The organism is Staphylococcus sp. GDH8C109P (assembly GCF_017893405.1).
GTDB classification, from domain to species: domain Bacteria; phylum Bacillota; class Bacilli; order Staphylococcales; family Staphylococcaceae; genus Staphylococcus; species Staphylococcus cohnii.
Genome location: NZ_JAESMX010000023.1, coordinates 58,098 through 75,191 on the forward strand (window position 1 = coordinate 58,098; position 17,094 = coordinate 75,191).

The window sequence follows — 17,094 nt, forward strand, 5'->3', positions numbered from 1 at the left end:
GCTATTTCATTTGATGATGACTATTCCTTCAAAATAACTACTTCCATTAGTTCATATATTCATTTACATTAAAACGGTAATTGATCTAATACTTTTTGAGCTGAGACTACAGTACCTACAACACCTGATTTCAAATCGATTGCTACTGCTTTATCATCATCTCTTAAAATATCTAACCATTCTGCGAAGACTTCACCTTCTATTTCAATGATATCGCATTCTTCAAAGTCTTCATTTCTTACTTTTTCTGCTCTATTTCTAATACTCCATACTGGCATAATATGTGGTTTTTGATGTTCGTCATCACTAATCATGATAAATTGTTTTTCATTTTTATTTGTTAAACCAAACACAGCGTCTTCTTTCGCCACATCTATTATAAATTCTTTGAGACGAATTTCATCTAAATCTGACATTAATTCATTTGTAAAATCAATAATATTGACTAAATCACCATCTGTTTGAGATGACGCATTCATCAACACTTCTTCACCTTGTGCAAACATATCATCCATTTCATAAGTTACAAAACGATCAATATCGATTTTTTTAAGCTTATCATAATCGGTGTCATGTTTATTTAAGAAAGTTTCAGCTGTTTCTTTTTGAGTCCAAACACAAATGACATCCTTCCCTAAAATTTCATGTCTAATTAATTGTTTTGATTTTGTTGCTATATAAAAATATTCGTTTACTAGAATATCTTGAAAAAATGAACTTGCTTTATAAGACATCATTACACCTTCAATTCATTAAAATATTTAACTATATTTAAAATATAAATGAGTATATTACTATAGTCAATTAACGTCATACAATAAATATTAAAATTTTAATATATCTAAACAATAAACTTAAGTTATCAAATACTATTAAATGAAATTTTACTATATTTCTGATTTTATTTTTAATTCTTCTAAAAATTGTTGTTCTAACTTTTCAACACGTTTTTGTGACTGTCCATGCCAAATACATGCAAATCTTGAAGGCACGTTTTCATTTTTATACCAATCGCCATCATAATATGATAGTGGAAATAAGCACCCCATGTTTACATATTTTATAATTGTCTGAAAGAAATGTTCATTATCGTTAGGTGAAATATAACTATAAAACTTTTGATATCCAGATTGCATTAATGGATCTAATAAAAGCATACTCGTCGATCCATTTTGTCTAAAATTCAAATCAATCGCAAATATATCACCATGTTTATCTAATAGTAAATCAAAGCCTGCAATTCCAAAATAACCTTTGGTCACGCCTATTTCCATAATTTCTTTGCCAGCTTGAATGACTGATTCAGGTACATCTTGTACATTTTGATTGCCACTATAATGACCATATTTGTCTGTAATTTGCTCTGATGTTCCAATATAGTGAATTTCCCCGTCCTTTTCACATGCAAATTGCACACAATAATTAGCAATTTCTTGAATTTTTTGTTCAATAATAATTGTGTCAGTTTCTGCTCTTGCTTGTTCAATACGGGATTTTGCTTTAATTAAATCAGCTTCGTCATAACAAATCATCACACCATAGCCACCTGCAGTTGGTAGATCATCACCTGGCTTCAAGACAAAAGGGAATTCCCAATCTGCAATCGCACCTTCGAAATCTTCTATTTTTACCACTTCACGTGCAGGTAAATATTTTTGATTAGTCCATTCTGGAATACGTGCTTTATTATTTAAAGCAACAAAGATATCTTTATCCATAGCGTAATATTCTTTTTCTAAAATAGATTCACTATGAATGTATTGAAAATAAATACGTTTATTATCTTGTTTAGCGAGTTCCCTTATTGTTTGTTCGTAAGTAGCTTGGTTGTCAAAAGTGTAAATATTTGTAGGCATTGGCTTGCCAATCATTTCCAATAATATTTCTAATTTCTTTGTGGCGCTAGCTTTATGAACAATAACAGGCATTTGATCAGCAATAATTAATTCTCTACCAGTCAAAAAATTAGATTGATGTTCTTCTGGTTCTAACCATGGATTTGATATATAAGATGGTCTAGAACTATATACGACATCATCATTGTATAAATCACTAAGTGTTAATTTAGGGCGTTGAGTACTTAGTTTTTTCATTTTTTGTTCCCCTTTATATAGTGATGCTGTTCAATTATTTCGTTTAATTCTGCTTGATTTTCTATTAATTCCAATCCCATTAACGCAAGGACTTTAGCACCTCTTATTAAAGCTTGATCTCCATGAGCACTCCCTGCTGCTTCACGAAAACGATGCGTATGGCCTACTAAATTCCTAGAACCTATTTTAATATGAGGATGAATCGTTGGCACAACGTGACTTACATTACCCGTATCTGTCGAACCAAAACCAAAATCATCATCTATGACCGCTTCTCCCATTTTCGTCGCATATTTTGCAAATAAGTCATCTAATTTAGGTGTCTTAATAAATTCATTGACACCATTTTGTATAGGGCCAAATTCAAAGTCGCAACCTGTTTGAATAGCAGCACCCTTTGCAATTTGCCCTACTCTATCAGTTAATATATCTAATTCTTTACGTGATGTTGCACGTGTATAAAAACGCGCATGAGTATAGTCTGGAATAATATTAGCAGCTTTTCCACCATCTAATATAACGCCATGAACCTTTTGACTTTTTTTTGATATGTTGTCTTAACTGAGCCACACCATTAAAATACGCAATCATTGCATCTAAAGCATTTCTTGCTTCTTCAGCGTTTTCAGAAGCATGCGTACTTTTACCGTAAAATTTAATATCTAAAACATCTACCGCTAATGTATTAATTGTTTTGTAAGTTTCATTACCTGGATGAACCATTAAAGCAACATCCATTTCATCTACAATCCCTTCTTTAACATAAGCAGCTTTTGTGCTCCCATTGACACCGCCCTCTTCGGCTGGACAACCAAGTATTACTACTTTTCCACCTGTTTGTTCAATCACTTGCTTCAAAGCTATACCAGCAAATGTACTTGCCGTACCTATAATATTATGACCACAAGCATGACCTAGACCTGGTAAAGCATCATATTCTGCTAAAAATCCAATGGTTGGACCATCGATGTCTGAATCATAACGCGCAATGAAACCCGTAGCATAACCTGCAATGTTGGTTTCAACTTCAAAATCATGCTTTTCCAAATCTTCAATTAACGTTCTTGAGGCAAATATTTCTTCATTCCCTAATTCAGGTCTTTGATGGATGAGGTGGCTCATCTCTATGTATGATAATTTTTCATTTTCTATATAATCCAATATGATTTGTTCATGTGTCATTTTCAATACAACTCCCTTGTACTACAACATTTTACACGTATTATTATTATTTAAATTATAAAAATGAATATTCAATACTAAACGTGCAAAATACATTTTGATTATTACTTATTCTATCCGTTTTGGTTAATTCTGTCATTATTTTTCTGAAATTTTAAAAAATGATAATTACTTCTATTTTCTAAAATTTATAGAAATTGTAAATACTACTACGTCTTGTTACAATTATGATAATTATTATTTTAGGAGGACATCACATGCCAAAAATGAACGTTGAAAGTTTTAATTTAGATCATACCAAAGTTGTAGCACCATTTGTTCGACTTGCAGGTAAAATGGAAGGTGCTAATGGGGATGTTATCCATAAATATGACATTCGTTTCAAACAGCCCAATAAAGAACATATGGAAATGCCTGGTTTACATTCATTAGAACACTTAATGGCAGAAAATATTAGAAATCATTCAGATAAAGTGGTTGATATCAGTCCAATGGGTTGTCAAACTGGATTTTATGTATCTTTTATAAATCACAGTGATTACGATGATGTGTTAAATATCATTGAAAAAACACTTCAAGATGTATTATCCGCGACAGAAGTTCCTGCGTGTAATGAAGTACAATGTGGTTGGGCTGCTAGCCATTCATTAGAAGGTGCAAAAGAAATTGCACAGGCATTTTTAGATAAAAAAGATCAATGGCATGATATTTATGGTGAAGATAAATAATATCTAATTACCAATATAACGTTAGATATCAAAAATCGAATTGATTTAAAAAGATTAATATAAAAGGTTGAGACAAATAATTTGTCTCAACCTCAGAATGTAATCGAACCCTTTGTATTAATTTGCAAAGGGTTTGTTTATTTATATAGTTTTGAAAATAGTAGTGTCCTTTCAAACTATTATCGAGCCTTTTACTAACTTCATTGCTATTTTTTTAAAATTTATTTCAGCACAAATTAGCATGACACCCGTGGTATCCATGTATACTTTGTCATGCCCTCTATATCTCGTTCATCGCATACTATGCTGTTCTTTTGCATCGCCAAATCTTCTCTCAATTGTTTGACTTCGCAAATAATATTGTTTCTTTACGGTATCAACAGTGCTTTTCAATGATATAACAATCATTATCTTCACATGCAGGTAGACTATAAGCAAATTGTTTTTCTCGTTCTCTTTTAACATATGCGTCTCTGAATTAGTAATATTTTTAGTGTGATATTGGCAGTGATTTGTGATGACTCCTGCGGGAATAGCACTAGCCGAAGACTACTGGCTAAGGCAGTGCCCGCGGAAAGCGTGCACAAAAAACTGCCAACAAAGTCAGAGACTTTGTCGACAGTCTGAAGCTGATACAATTAATTTGTCTCAGCCTTTTTAATGTTTCCAATTTTATACATACATGCCTGTCAGAAATCTATTATGGTAAGGATTGGTGATCTCCCACTTATATTATTCCACCGACTATTCACATGTTCCAACATCGCTATATTTATTGTAATTTGTAAAAAATGGGACTTTCGTATAAGTCTAGTATCTTCAAGCTTATGTCGTAACCATGATATATAAAACAGCGTAAATGCTAATTTCTAATTAAGCTCAATAGAAATTAGCATTTACGCTTTCACTATAATAATTTAAACACTTATCGCTTTATAATTTATAAACCAGCCACAAAGCGATTGATTGACCAATCTATAATTTGTTCACAACTTTTATCAAGACAAATTGTAGTGGGATTCTACCGTATAACAAACTTTCTGGTAGTTGTTTGTCACCTAGTGGCAATTTTTTCCTTGCCATATAAATATTTGCTGGTAATACAGCTAATAAAAATACATTAATCACTTTCTTTAGATATTGGCTTGGTCTGCTCATTATTAGAAGTAATCCAAAAATCATTTCAATAAGACCAGAAATGATAACAGCTGATTTTCTAAACGGTAAATAATCAGGCACAATTTTTCTAAAGCGCGACTCATGTTTAAAATGTAAAATACCAATAATCATGAAACCACAGCCTAAAATTAAGCTTAATAATCGTTTCATTTATCGACACCCATTTCTTTCAAATAGCTACGACCAAATTCAGGTAATTTAACACCAAAATTATCTGCAATAGTAGCCCCTATAGAACTAAAGGTATCATCCATAGATAACTCATGATAATTTTTTATTTTAGGACTAAACATAAGGACTGGGATGTATTCTCTAGTATGATCAGTCCCTGGTGCCGTTGGATCATTGCCGTGATCTGCAGTAATGATGACTAGGTCGTCATCCTTTAGATGTTTGATCAGTTCTGGTAAACGCTCGTCAAAATCTTTTAATGCTTCAGCATAACCGTTTTTATCACGTCTATGTCCATACAGTGCATCAAAATCCACTAAGTTCAAGAAACTTAAACCCTTAAAGTCCTTAAAGTCACGTTGTACAGTTTCTATTAGTTTATCCATACCATCCATATTATTTTTAGTTCGAATTGCTTCAGTAACACCTTCACCATCATAAATATCATTGATTTTTCCTAAAGCAATCACATCAAATTGATTATCTTTTAACTCATTCATCACTGTGCGTCCAAATGGTTTTAATGCATAATCGTGTCGATTAGAAGTTCTAGTAAAAGCACCAGGCTCACCAACATATGGTCGTGCAATAATTCGACCAATTAAATATTTGGGATCCTTTGTTAATTCTCTTACTTTTTCACAAATATCATACAATTCTTCAAGTGGAATAATATCTTCATGTGCTGCAATTTGAAGCACTGGATCTGCTGATGTATAGATAATCAGGTCTCCAGTTTTCATCTGATGTTCGCCCCACTCATCAATAATTTGTGTGCCAGAAGCAGGTCTATTTGCCACTACTTTACGACCTGTCATTGTTTCAATTTCACTAATCAGTTCTTGTGGAAAGCCATCAGGATAAACTTTAAAAGGTTGCATAATATTTAATCCCATAATTTCCCAATGACCCGTCATTGTATCCTTGCCTACAGAAGCTTCACTCATCTTAGTATAAAACGCGTCAGGTTTAGACACTTTTTCAATATTAGGTAAAGCGGCAATATTACCTAGACCTAAGCTTTGTAAATTAGGTAATGATTTATCAAAATCTTCAAGCGTATGCTTCAAAGTGTGACTGCCTTCATCGTTAAAGGCTTTTGCGTCAGGTCCTTCGCCTATACCCACTGAATCCATGACAATTAAATGTACCCTCTTAAATGGTATCGTCATCATTCCATCTCCTATTCAGTAATTATTTTATGAATCAACGTAGGAACTTCACCTTGTGAACTAATCGCAATACTTTGATTTAATTTTTCCTTAACATCATCAATTTGCTCACGGTTACTATGAATCGTTAATAAAGCTTCGCCTTCATCAACTGAATCTCCTACTTTTTTGTGCAAGACAATACCTACACTTAAATCAATATCGTCTTCTTTAGTTTGTCTTCCTGCACCTAACATCATAGATGCAACACCGATTTCATTGGCTATGATTTCAGTTACCGTACCTGATTTTTGCGAAAGCAAATCAATTTGATAACGTGCTTGCGGTAGTTTACTGACATCATCAACGACAGAACCATCACCGTCTTGATTTTCTAAAAATGTGCGGAAACTTTCTAGCGCTGAACCATCTTGAATTGCTTTTTCTAATAATGCTTGAGCCTCATCCAAATCTTTAGCTTTACCGCCAACAACTACCATTTGCGAACCTAAAGTCATTACTAGCTCAGTTAAATCTTTTGGACCTTGTCCTTTCAACGTTTCAATCGCTTCTTTAACTTCTAGAGCATTACCTATTGCATTACCTAATGGTTGACTCATGTCTGAAATAATTGCCATCGTGTTTCGACCGACATTATTACCAATACTAACCATCGCATGTGCGAGTGCTTCAGCGTCTTCGATTGTTTTCATAAAGGCACCGTTACCAGTTTTTACATCCAATACAATAGCATCAGCGCCAGCAGCAATTTTTTTGCTCATAATAGAAGATGCGATTAATGGTATTGAATTGACTGTTCCAGTCACATCACGTAAGCCATAAAGCTTTTTGTCTGCTGGTGTTAAATTCCCAGTTTGTCCTATTACAGCTACTTTTGCTTCATTTACAAGTTCAACAAATTTATCTTCACTAATTTCAACGTGAAACCCTTTAACTGATTCTAATTTATCAATTGTGCCGCCAGTATGTCCTAATCCTCTACCACTCATCTTAGCCACAGGAACACCAACAGAAGCTACTAATGGAGCTAATACTAGTGTAGTTGTATCACCAACACCACCTGTAGAATGTTTATCAACTTTAATCCCATTAATCGCTGATAAATCAATCACGTCACCTGAATTAACCATTGCCATTGTAAGTGCTGCTCTTTCTTGATCATTCATATCTTGGAAAAAAATTGCCATCGCTAAACTCGACGCTTGATAATCTGGTATTTCACCACTGGTATAAGCATTAATAAAGAATTCTATTTCTTCATTTGTTAAAGCTTGACCATCACGTTTCTTTTCAATAATATCTACCATTCTCATTTGAGTTGGCCTCCCCTGTTAGACAATTATGCCTTCTTATGTCTCATTTTAAACTTAAAGATAGTGATTAATAATCTGAATTACTTTCTAATCCTTGGATAATTTGTACACCTGCACTAGCACCAATTCGAGTCGCACCAGCTTCTAGCATTTTATTAAAATCTTCTAAGTTTCTGACACCACCTGAAGCCTTAACTTCTAAAGCATCTCCAACTGTATCTTTCATTAACTTAACATCTTCAGGCGTAGCTCCACCACCGGCAAATCCAGTTGATGTTTTCACAAAGTCTGCGCCTGCTGCTTTACTTAACTCACAAGCTTTTACTTTTTCATCATCAGTTAAAAGACAAGTTTCAATAATTACTTTCACTGTCTTACCGTTTGCTGCTGCTACAACACCTTCAATATCTTTTTGAACTTCGTCATAACGTTCATCTTTTAAGGCACCAATATTGATAACCATATCTACTTCTGATGCACCATTTTTAATAGCATCTTCAACCTCAAACACTTTCACTTCAGTATTTGTAGCACCTAATGGGAACCCTATTACTGTACATACTAACACATCAGTGTCTTGTAATTTATCTGCTGCGTATTTTACGTGCGTCGGGTTAATACACACTGATTTAAAATGGTACTCGATTGCCTCATCAAGAATTTTATCGACTTGGTCTCTTGTAGACTCCGGTTTTAGTAAAGTGTGATCTATATATTTTGCATAATTCATTCTAATTCCTCCTAAAATTTTATCTGTCTGAAATTATTCTCATTCTTGAAAGTCATTACTATTCTAAAAAATTAATAACATCACAACAAGTGCTTTACCTCTATATTACAAAAATTCGCAAAAATAATAAACAAATGTTATCTTTATTTTGATAAAAGAATTTAAAGGAGAAGAAGTATATGACAAAATCTACACCACATATTCAACCTAATGGAGTTAAAATTGCTAAAACTGTTTTAATGCCTGGCGATCCCTTAAGAGCAAAATATATTGCTGATAATTATTTGGAAGATGTAAAACAATTTAATGAAGTTAGAAACATGTTTGGTTATACAGGTACTTACAAAGGAAAAGAAGTTTCTGTAATGGGTTCTGGTATGGGTATTCCAAGTATTGGTATTTATTCATATGAACTTTATAATTTTTTCAATGTCGACACAATCATACGAATTGGTTCATGTGGCGCTTTGCAAGAAAATGTTAACTTATATGACATTATAATTGCTCAAGGTGCTTCTACGAACTCTAGTTATGTAGAACAATATAATATTCCTGGACATTATGCACCTTTAGCTGATTTTGATTTAATGTTAAAAGCGAAACAAAAAGCAGACGAAATTGGTGCTACTACACATGTTGGTAATATTCTTTCTTCAGATACATTTTATAATGCTGATCCAACATTTAACGAAAAATGGCAACGTATGGGCATCTTAGGTATTGAAATGGAATCAGCTGCTTTATACTTAAATGCAACTTATGCTAATAAAAAAGCATTAGGTGTTTTCACAGTAAGTGATCATATTCTTCGTGATGAAGCAACTACTGCAGAAGAACGTCAAAACTCATTTACTCAAATGATGGAAATTGCTTTAGAAATTGCTGAATAACATTTGAAAATGTTTAACTTACCTACAAAAATAAAAACAGCTTGGGATTAAAAATTATAATCCCAAGCTGTTTTTGTACGATTTAACTGGAATTACTGAACACAAAATTTTATAATTGCTCATTTATGAAGTATGTAGATGTTATGTTCTTATAGCTTTATCACAAAAAAGACAGAAACTAAATGATAACATCATTTAATTTCTGTCTTTTACTCTTTTATGCATGAAAGTTGATTATCTATCTATATTTTTATTTTCCTAAATAAGATTTTAACATCCAATTATGTTTGTCAATATTTGTTTGCATACCGATAAACATATCTTCTGTTACATCATCTTCAGCTTTAGAAGCTACTTCAATCGCTTCTCCTAATTGTTTAGAAACATTATCAAAATCTACTGATAATGCTTCAACCATTTGTTCAGCTGTATAACCTTTGCCAGCTTCATCTATAATTGATAGCTCTAAACTTTCTTTCAATGTTCCTACTGGATTACCACCTACTGCTAAAATACGTTCTGCTAAATCATCTATATATTGACTTGCTTCATCATATAATTCTTCAAATTTTGTGTGTAGTGAGAAGAAATTTGGCCCTTTTACATACCAATGAAAATTGTGTAATTTGGTGAATGCAACTGTCCAGTTTGCTACTTGCTGATTTAATACTTTTACAACTTCTTCATTATTTTTTGACATATCAAAAATCTCTCCTTTGAATTATTGTCATAATTAAGCGACAATCGATTTTCTATTACAATAATTATTATATTATAATAATTATAATCTGTAAAGTGATTTCCCCTCCTAAATTATAATAATTATAATTTAGGAGAGAGCTTAATTATCTACTTACATTATACCCTGAATCACCCGATTTATTCTAGTTCTTTTCTGTATGGCATTGCACCTTGAGCACCTAATCCAGTAACTGAAAAACTAGCAGCTAAATTGGCAAAATTAACTGCTTCTTCTAATGATTTATTTTCAATTAGTGCAACTGCTAATGCACCATTAAATGTATCTCCAGCACCTGTAGTATCAACCACTTGTTTTTTATACCCTTTTACAAGTTGTTGAGAATCACTGTAAAACAATGCCCCCGAAGCACCTTTAGTCACAATTAATTTTTCTGGATACATCATTAAAGCTTTATCAACCTTATTGTCAAATAATAATTCACTTTCTGATTCATTTGGTGTCAACCAATTAACTTTTTCAATTATCTCTTTGTCTAATAAACGAAATGGTGCAGGATTTAACATTACTCTCATTTCATGTTTTTGTGCATAGTCCACTACTTCTTTTATGGTCTCTTCCGGTATTTCATGTTGCATTACAATAATATCGCCAGCTTCAAAAAATTCAAGTTTTGGAATTACTTTATCTGGCGTAACATAATTATTTGCTGCCGGCACTACAATAATACGATTATCATCATCAAATAACGTTATATGTGCAGTTCCAGACGCTTCATTTTCAATAACATCCATATACGCTGTATTTACATTGTTGCTACTAAGATTTGAAAGTATTTGTTGCCCATTTTCATCATCGCCTACAGCTCCAATCATATAAACATGATCGCTTAAACGCGCAGCCGCAACAGCTTGGTTAGCCCCTTTACCTCCAGGATTTGTAAAAAATGATTCTCCCATTACAGTTTCTCCTACATTAGGTAAAATATCTGTTTTCACCACTAAATCGATTGATGCGCTACCAATCACAATTATGTTCCCCATATTCTTTTCCTCCATCTATTCATTCAGTCAATAAAAAATGATTGTTCATAATCATTAGGTTTGTGCCAATGTGTTTTCCACATTCTGTTTCTATTATCCGCAAAAAGTTGATAACCAAAATCTCTCAGAAATTTAGGCGTTAAATATAATAATAATCCAATCCATTTATAATTTGTCAAGGATGAAATCAGTGATGCTATTGCATCTGACTTATATTTAAATCGATCTCCTTCTTGCAAAATAACACTATCGTGTTGCTGCGTTTCAGGATATTTGGCAAACATATTTTGAGCTGTATCACCTTGAAGTTTTGCAAATTGGTAGCGACTAGACAGCCCATTTTGTATAAGCCAAATTGCGTAATTATAACAGTATACACAATTACCATCGTAATAAATTATTGGCATACGTTCATCTCCTTTTTATGATTAGTTATCATAAAATATAAATTAATTATTCACAGTTATATTATATCCTAAAATGATAAAAATAAATCATGATATGAATTATCTTAATATGTATCACTAAGTATTACATTTACATACAAAAAAGGATGAGGCAGAAATCTAATTTTACTAAAAAGATTTTGTCTTACTACTCCGACAAGGATGACTAGCATTGATAATGTATAAAATAATGAGTTAAGCTGAAGTCCAATCATCTTCTGACAATATAAAAGCGTCTGGATCTCATCAATGATGCCCAGACGCCTAATCATAATTTTACTGTCATTTTAATCTTGATTAACCTTAACAATTCTTGTGTACTTTAAAAATTGTTCAGTATATTTTTGCTTTATATCATTAATGCTATCGTATGTGATGCCGACGATATGCCAATTCGGATTAAAATGATAAAATGAATCTTTTTTTCTAGACCACTTCACCATACTACCGTCCTTATTATATCTTGGCAATGTCATTTCATAACCTTCTAAAACGTTAATATATGTTTGAAAAATGTCTGGGTCTATACGATTAAAATTATCTATAACTAGATAACTTTTATCATTTCTTGGCATAAGATTAGTAATGAAGCCCTCTCTATAATACAAAGCACCAGCCTCATTTGGTAAATACTTCCCATAAAGCATATCTTCTGTAAAATCTGGATGACCTGCTGTAATTACTGGATTAGCATTCGTCTTTTGTAACAAATTTTCTGCAGCTTTTAAACCTTCACCTTTATCAACTACTAACAGAATAAATGGTTTTATATCATCATCTGCTTTATCGATAACACCTTGACTTTTAACCGCTTCAAATTGAGATTTCATGCCATCGTTTTTACTCATTTCAAGTATTGCATCAAACTGTGTGCGTGACATGCTCGCAATAGCTTGTTTTGCATTTTCTTGTAAATAATATAAATTTTTTAATTTGGGGTGTTTATTTAAAGTACTCAATGTTACAGGTTCGATTTCTTTTTCAAAATAAACTTCTATCGCAGTACTGTTTGTGCGACCAGGAATTGGCGATTTTTCATGTAAATGTTGACTTACTTCACCTACACCAATCACTGATTGTTCTCTATGTTTATTATAAAAAACGAGTTGGTCACCAATTTCAAGCTGTCTATAAAAATGGTATCCATTTCGTTTAATGCCATTATATGTGTGTGTAAACAAGGTATTATAAGAATTGGGTTCGAATTCCTGTTCTTCTGATATAAAGAAGTACCTTGGTATTTTCGTTTCACCTTTACCTAAACTCACGATTAAGTCAAATTCATCTTTTGTAATTTGATTAAACAATGTTTCTTTCATATTAGTAATTCGAAATTCTAATTGTTCACTTCTTTTTAAGTAATCAGCAGTTAATGGTTTCAATTGTTCTAATAACTGAAAATGCACGCGAATTTTATTTTGTGCACCTGTTTGTACACTAGTAATTTCACCAAATCCTAGTAAACCAGTATCCATCTGTACTTGATAAAATATAACTTTATCTCCTACTTTAGCTTGTTTAAAAGATCGGAAACCTTGTGACGGATTAAATTGTGCACCTGATTCAAATAATGTTGTTTGACCCACTAATGGTTCGTTATGATTCCAGCGATTATATCCGCAATTCAACCAAAAATAACTTGTTTCCTCTGCCATTTAGATACTCCTTATCTCATATAAAAAATTCTATTTTCTCATTATATTTAAAAATCAATACTCAAACAATGATTATAATAAATTAATCAATTTCATTGATATTAAACTTGTTATTATTACTACTATCCAAGTCACTAAACCTAATAAAATCGGTTTTGCACCAGCTTGTTTAAACTGTTTGAAATCTACATTTAATCCTATACCTGCCATTGCCATCGTTATTAAGAATAATGATATTTGTTGGAATATATGAATAACTGTAGGTGAAAAATTAAAAATTGTACTAATCAGTGAAGCTACAATAAACCAAACAATAAACCATGGAAAAATCTGTTTAATCGATGTGCCTGTTTGTTTTGATTTTTCTTTGCGTATCGTTCTATATGTAAAAAATAATACTACTGGAATAATCATTAATGTGCGTGTCAATTTTACGATAGCACCAGTTTCTAAAGCCTTACTTCCGTAATTAGATGTAGCAGCAATAACACTAGATGTATCGTTAATTGCCGTACCACCAAAATAGCCAAAAGCCGTTTGACCCATGTTCATCAAATGACCAAGTGGTGGGAATATAAAAACTGCTATTAAATTGAATAAAAATATAGTAGAAATTGCGAAAGCTACTTCATTTTCTTTCGCTTTGATGACTGGGCTTGTAGCAGCAATTGCAGATCCACCACAGATAGAAGTACCGACACCAATCAGAATGCTAAGATTTTCATTAATTTTAAATATTTTCATCAATATAAATACGATTATAAATGCTGCTAATAAAGTTATGATTATTATTGGTAAAGATCTCCAACCAATTGAACCAATAGATTGAAAGCTCAATGTAAAACCAAGCACAATAATACTATAATGCAATATTTTTTTACTACTAAATTGGATACCGGCACGATATTTCTTTGGAATTTCAATAAAATTATTTAAAAGAATACCTATAACAATTGCAAAGATTGCACTTCCAATTACTGGAAATTTACTTCCCATAATCGATGCAATAAGTGCGATAATAAATGTCATCAATATACCTCGAGATTTCGACATTTAGCCCACCTCCAATTTAAATTCTATTTTACCATAAATAATTTATCGCTAAAGAATATTTTATAATCTTTTAATTATAATCACTAATATTCATTCTGTTAAAAATAAATTTGATTTAGTTAATGACGCAAATGAGCTTTTGCTAATAAAAAAAGTACCTTTTACTTCAAAAGTAAAGATACTAAATTTATTGACTATTGAACCATCGTCAACGCACCCAAAATTGGCATTAAATTAATGAGTACACCACCAAGTTTTAATAATCCATTTATTTCTTTATTAGGTATCGTAATTAATGCAGTAATGATACCAATTGCACCAATGACAATTGGTAAGAAAAATGAAGGGAAAATAGGTATTTTTAAAAATATTCCCGCACCAGCTAATAATCCGCAAATTAATGATACATATAAATACTTATACATTTTGAAACACTCCGTTTTTTATCTATAAATAACTTATTATTAATTCATAATTCCCTTCAAAAATTGTATCTAAATCGTCTGAAGTTAGTATGAAATTTTGACCTTGTGTTACATCATAAATGTCACCATCAACAATGACTTGTCCAGAACCTTTTAATACGGAAACTAAAACAAACTCTCTAGGCTTCATATAATTCAATGTACCAGATATTTCCCACTTAACCATTGTAAAAAAATCATTTGAAACAAGTTGAATACGTTTATGATTTTCAACAATTTCAGTGTCTGTTGCTATATTAATATTTTCTTGAGCAACTTCGATGACTTCTTTCGCTTTTGCTTGATTCAATCCTCTGCTATCATGTGCTGCTTCTTCTCTATCAAAATCATAAACTCTATATGTGACATCAGAAGATTGCATTGTTTCATACACAAGTACACCAGCACCTATAGAATGTATCGTTCCTGCTGGTATAAAATAAAATTCGCCTGGCTTGACTTTAACTTTATTAAATAAATTCTCATAATCTGTGTCGTCGATTTGGTCAACTACAGTATCTTTACAATCTGCATTCACGCCATATATGATTTCTGCGCCCTCTTCAGCATCTATAATATACCAACATTCTGATTTACCATATTGCCCATTTTCATTTTCATAAGCATAGGCATCATCGGGATGCACATGAATCGACAATGATTCCTTAGCATCTACAATTTTTGTCATTAACGGAAACTCTTGACTCGGAAAATCACCAAACAATTCCCGATGATTTTTCCATACCATATCTAATGTTTGTCCTTTGTATGGACCATTCAACACTTCACATCTGCCATTTGGGTGTGCTGAAATCCCCCATGCTTCTCCAATATTTTCAGCGGGCAAATCATAACCGAGTGATTTCAACTTTGTGCCACCCCAAATTTTTTCATGTAATACTGGTTTTAAAAATAATGGCATTCACCACACCTCCAAACTTAGTTTTTATATTGTTTAATCTGATTTATACAATTTAGAAAAATATAAAGTTATACTATTTATATTACATTTTAAAATTAATTTTACAGAACTATTGAAATTGTATCACATATCTTAATGCTTTATAAACTGTCACTTCAACGTTTTGTCATATTCAAATCATTAATTATTATATCAATACGTTTAAAAAAACGTATAGTTAAATTAATGCCCCACATTCCATTCAACTAAATTTGACAATAAAATTATTCAATTGTCATAAATTTTTTAAAATAAAGCCTTGCCTTCTCAACATTTTTAACATTATAATGACACTAGAGTCTTCGGAAGACTCATATTCTTTTACATATAAGGTAATAAATTATGATTATTTTGAGCAGACGATCACTGTTCAAAATGTAAAATTTGCAAAAAAGCCCAAACTAATATTAGTTTGGGCTTTTTATTCCTTGAAATTTAATTATAACTGCCTATACTTTAAGAACTTGGAAAGCATTAAAATAAATTTGAAGATTATAAGTATGTTATGTTCTAAAATTTATTTTTCTCTGAAGTTAGCTAAAATTGTTTCTTTAACTTCTAATAAATGTGACTCCATGGCTTTAACAGCTTCTACGTCATCTTTGTTAGCAATTGCATTATAAATGACTACATGTTCCTCTAGCAATTTATTCATTGTTTTTTGTTTACTATAAATAAATATTTTTCTTGTTTCTTTCATAGAATCTTGCATAAGCTCAGATATATTATTAAGTAATTCAACTAACAAAGAATTGTTACCAGCTTTTGCGATTAATAGATGAAATTCTAAATCAGCTCTTTCTCCTGATGTACCATCTGTTATTGCTTCCCCCATTCGATTCAAAGCTTTTTCCAAATCAACTAAGTTCTCTTCTGTACGGTGACAAGCAGCCATTTTGACGGTTGCACTTTCAACAATCTCTCGTAACTCTAATAATTCTTTTATCTGAACTAACGAATTAAATTTATCTCCAAATTCAAAAAAAGTCGGTTCAATTTGCTTTACAAATGTTCCATAACCTTGTTTTATTTCTAATACACCTATCGTTCTTAATGCATTTAAAGCTTCTCTTACCGAAGCTACACTCACACCATATTCTTTACTGAGTTTTTGTATAGATGGTATTTTATCTCCAACTTGATAATTTCCAGATTTAATGCTTTCCAATAAAGTATCTGCAACTTGTTCATAAATTTTAGTGTTTGAAATCTTCATAGTTACCTCCAAACGATATCTATTATTGTATCAAATTTTCATCATAAAATTTATTAAAATAATAGATATTTCAATTAAAAATGGACCAAAGTACATTA

Annotated in this window: 16 protein-coding genes and 1 pseudogene; 2 read left to right on the plus strand and 15 right to left on the minus strand. The window is 31.8% G+C overall.

The window, feature by feature from the left end; translation table 11 throughout:
• Nucleotides 1-68: 68 nt before the first annotated feature.
• The 3 genes and pseudogenes from KA867_RS12130 to KA867_RS12140 all read right to left on the minus strand — a co-directional run bounded on the left by KA867_RS12130 (nt 69) and on the right by KA867_RS12140 (nt 3,275).
• Entirely contained in the window at nt 69-734 is a 666-nt protein-coding gene (locus KA867_RS12130; RefSeq protein WP_210138193.1) for a DUF2750 domain-containing protein, read from the minus strand.
• A gap of 153 nt (nt 735-887) precedes the next feature.
• The gene (gene ldmS / locus KA867_RS12135; protein WP_210138194.1) at nt 888-2,093 is read right to left on the minus strand and encodes an L-aspartate--L-methionine ligase LdmS; all 1,206 of its coding nucleotides are present in this window, start codon (nt 2,091-2,093) and stop codon (nt 888-890) included.
• A pseudogene (locus KA867_RS12140) lies at nt 2,090-3,275 on the minus strand (M20 family metallopeptidase). Before KA867_RS12140 ends, ldmS begins: the two are co-directional and overlap by 4 nt.
• Before the next feature lie 257 nt (nt 3,276-3,532).
• On the opposite strand from KA867_RS12140, the gene KA867_RS12145 reads away from it, so the two are divergent.
• Nucleotides 3,533-4,003: an S-ribosylhomocysteine lyase gene (locus tag KA867_RS12145; protein WP_210138195.1), complete on the plus strand. Its 471-nt coding sequence runs from the start codon at nt 3,533-3,535 to the stop codon at nt 4,001-4,003.
• 975 nt (nt 4,004-4,978) lie between these two features.
• Here the strand turns inward: KA867_RS12145 and KA867_RS12150 are convergent.
• From KA867_RS12150 to deoC, 4 genes are all read right to left on the minus strand, one after another.
• Nucleotides 4,979-5,332, minus strand: a complete 354-nt coding sequence (locus KA867_RS12150) for a DoxX family protein (protein ID WP_210138196.1) — start codon at nt 5,330-5,332, stop codon at nt 4,979-4,981.
• Nucleotides 5,329-6,525 (minus strand): phosphopentomutase, encoded by a 1,197-nt coding sequence (gene deoB, locus KA867_RS12155; protein ID WP_210138197.1) that lies wholly within the window; start codon nt 6,523-6,525, stop codon nt 5,329-5,331. Before deoB ends, KA867_RS12150 begins: the two co-directional genes overlap by 4 nt.
• Before the next feature lie 11 nt (nt 6,526-6,536).
• Complete coding sequence (locus KA867_RS12160) at nt 6,537-7,838, minus strand: pyrimidine-nucleoside phosphorylase (protein WP_210138198.1); 1,302 nt, start codon at nt 7,836-7,838, stop codon at nt 6,537-6,539.
• A 67-nt stretch (nt 7,839-7,905) separates the two neighbouring features.
• On the minus strand, nt 7,906-8,568 hold the full coding sequence (gene deoC / locus KA867_RS12165) for a deoxyribose-phosphate aldolase (RefSeq protein WP_019468268.1): 663 nt from the start codon (nt 8,566-8,568) through the stop codon (nt 7,906-7,908).
• Between the two features lie 179 nt (nt 8,569-8,747).
• Here deoC and deoD point away from each other — a divergent pair, with 179 nt between their 5' ends.
• A complete protein-coding gene (gene deoD, locus KA867_RS12170) occupies nt 8,748-9,458 on the plus strand; it encodes a purine-nucleoside phosphorylase (RefSeq protein ID WP_019468267.1) in 711 nt (236 codons plus the stop codon).
• Between the two features lie 250 nt (nt 9,459-9,708).
• Here the strand turns inward: deoD and KA867_RS12175 are convergent, their stop codons facing one another.
• The 8 genes from KA867_RS12175 to KA867_RS12210 form a co-directional block, all read right to left on the minus strand.
• Nucleotides 9,709-10,158, minus strand: a complete 450-nt coding sequence (locus KA867_RS12175; protein ID WP_019467684.1) for a Dps family protein — start codon at nt 10,156-10,158, stop codon at nt 9,709-9,711.
• A 179-nt stretch (nt 10,159-10,337) separates the two neighbouring features.
• Complete coding sequence (gene rbsK, locus KA867_RS12180; RefSeq protein ID WP_210138199.1) at nt 10,338-11,201, minus strand: ribokinase; 864 nt, start codon at nt 11,199-11,201, stop codon at nt 10,338-10,340.
• Between the two features lie 23 nt (nt 11,202-11,224).
• Entirely contained in the window at nt 11,225-11,608 is a 384-nt protein-coding gene (locus tag KA867_RS12185; RefSeq protein ID WP_210138200.1) for a thiol-disulfide oxidoreductase DCC family protein, read from the minus strand.
• A gap of 326 nt (nt 11,609-11,934) precedes the next feature.
• Nucleotides 11,935-13,302: an EVE domain-containing protein gene (locus tag KA867_RS12190; RefSeq protein WP_210138201.1), complete on the minus strand. Its 1,368-nt coding sequence runs from the start codon at nt 13,300-13,302 to the stop codon at nt 11,935-11,937.
• A 72-nt stretch (nt 13,303-13,374) separates the two neighbouring features.
• Nucleotides 13,375-14,355 carry a YeiH family protein gene (locus tag KA867_RS12195; protein WP_210138202.1) on the minus strand — a complete coding sequence of 327 codons (981 nt, stop codon included), beginning with the start codon at nt 14,353-14,355 and terminating at the stop codon, nt 13,375-13,377.
• A 194-nt stretch (nt 14,356-14,549) separates the two neighbouring features.
• Nucleotides 14,550-14,780, minus strand: a complete 231-nt coding sequence (locus KA867_RS12200) for a hypothetical protein (RefSeq protein ID WP_210138203.1) — start codon at nt 14,778-14,780, stop codon at nt 14,550-14,552.
• Between the two features lie 22 nt (nt 14,781-14,802).
• On the minus strand, nt 14,803-15,741 hold the full coding sequence (gene manA / locus KA867_RS12205; protein ID WP_210138204.1) for a mannose-6-phosphate isomerase, class I: 939 nt from the start codon (nt 15,739-15,741) through the stop codon (nt 14,803-14,805).
• Nucleotides 15,742-16,297: 556 nt separating this feature from the next.
• Nucleotides 16,298-16,996 (minus strand): FadR/GntR family transcriptional regulator, encoded by a 699-nt coding sequence (locus KA867_RS12210; protein ID WP_210138205.1) that lies wholly within the window; start codon nt 16,994-16,996, stop codon nt 16,298-16,300.
• Nucleotides 16,997-17,094: the final 98 nt, after the last annotated feature.

Coding starts and splice junctions, on each gene's coding strand:
- KA867_RS12190 (WP_210138201.1), bottom strand. CDS start 13,302: ATGGCAGAGGAAACAAGTTATTTTTGGTTGAATTGCGGATATAATCGC.
- KA867_RS12145 (WP_210138195.1), top strand. CDS start 3,533: ATGCCAAAAATGAACGTTGAAAGTTTTAATTTAGATCATACCAAAGTT.
- KA867_RS12200 (WP_210138203.1), bottom strand. CDS start 14,780: ATGTATAAGTATTTATATGTATCATTAATTTGCGGATTATTAGCTGGT.
- deoB (WP_210138197.1), bottom strand. CDS start 6,525: ATGACGATACCATTTAAGAGGGTACATTTAATTGTCATGGATTCAGTG.
- KA867_RS12195 (WP_210138202.1), bottom strand. CDS start 14,355: ATGTCGAAATCTCGAGGTATATTGATGACATTTATTATCGCACTTATT.
- ldmS (WP_210138194.1), bottom strand. CDS start 2,093: ATGAAAAAACTAAGTACTCAACGCCCTAAATTAACACTTAGTGATTTA.
- manA (WP_210138204.1), bottom strand. CDS start 15,741: ATGCCATTATTTTTAAAACCAGTATTACATGAAAAAATTTGGGGTGGC.
- deoD (WP_019468267.1), top strand. CDS start 8,748: ATGACAAAATCTACACCACATATTCAACCTAATGGAGTTAAAATTGCT.
- KA867_RS12185 (WP_210138200.1), bottom strand. CDS start 11,608: ATGCCAATAATTTATTACGATGGTAATTGTGTATACTGTTATAATTAC.
- rbsK (WP_210138199.1), bottom strand. CDS start 11,201: ATGGGGAACATAATTGTGATTGGTAGCGCATCAATCGATTTAGTGGTG.
- KA867_RS12150 (WP_210138196.1), bottom strand. CDS start 5,332: ATGAAACGATTATTAAGCTTAATTTTAGGCTGTGGTTTCATGATTATT.
- KA867_RS12130 (WP_210138193.1), bottom strand. CDS start 734: ATGTCTTATAAAGCAAGTTCATTTTTTCAAGATATTCTAGTAAACGAA.
- KA867_RS12160 (WP_210138198.1), bottom strand. CDS start 7,838: ATGAGAATGGTAGATATTATTGAAAAGAAACGTGATGGTCAAGCTTTA.
- deoC (WP_019468268.1), bottom strand. CDS start 8,568: ATGAATTATGCAAAATATATAGATCACACTTTACTAAAACCGGAGTCT.
- KA867_RS12210 (WP_210138205.1), bottom strand. CDS start 16,996: ATGAAGATTTCAAACACTAAAATTTATGAACAAGTTGCAGATACTTTA.
- KA867_RS12175 (WP_019467684.1), bottom strand. CDS start 10,158: ATGTCAAAAAATAATGAAGAAGTTGTAAAAGTATTAAATCAGCAAGTA.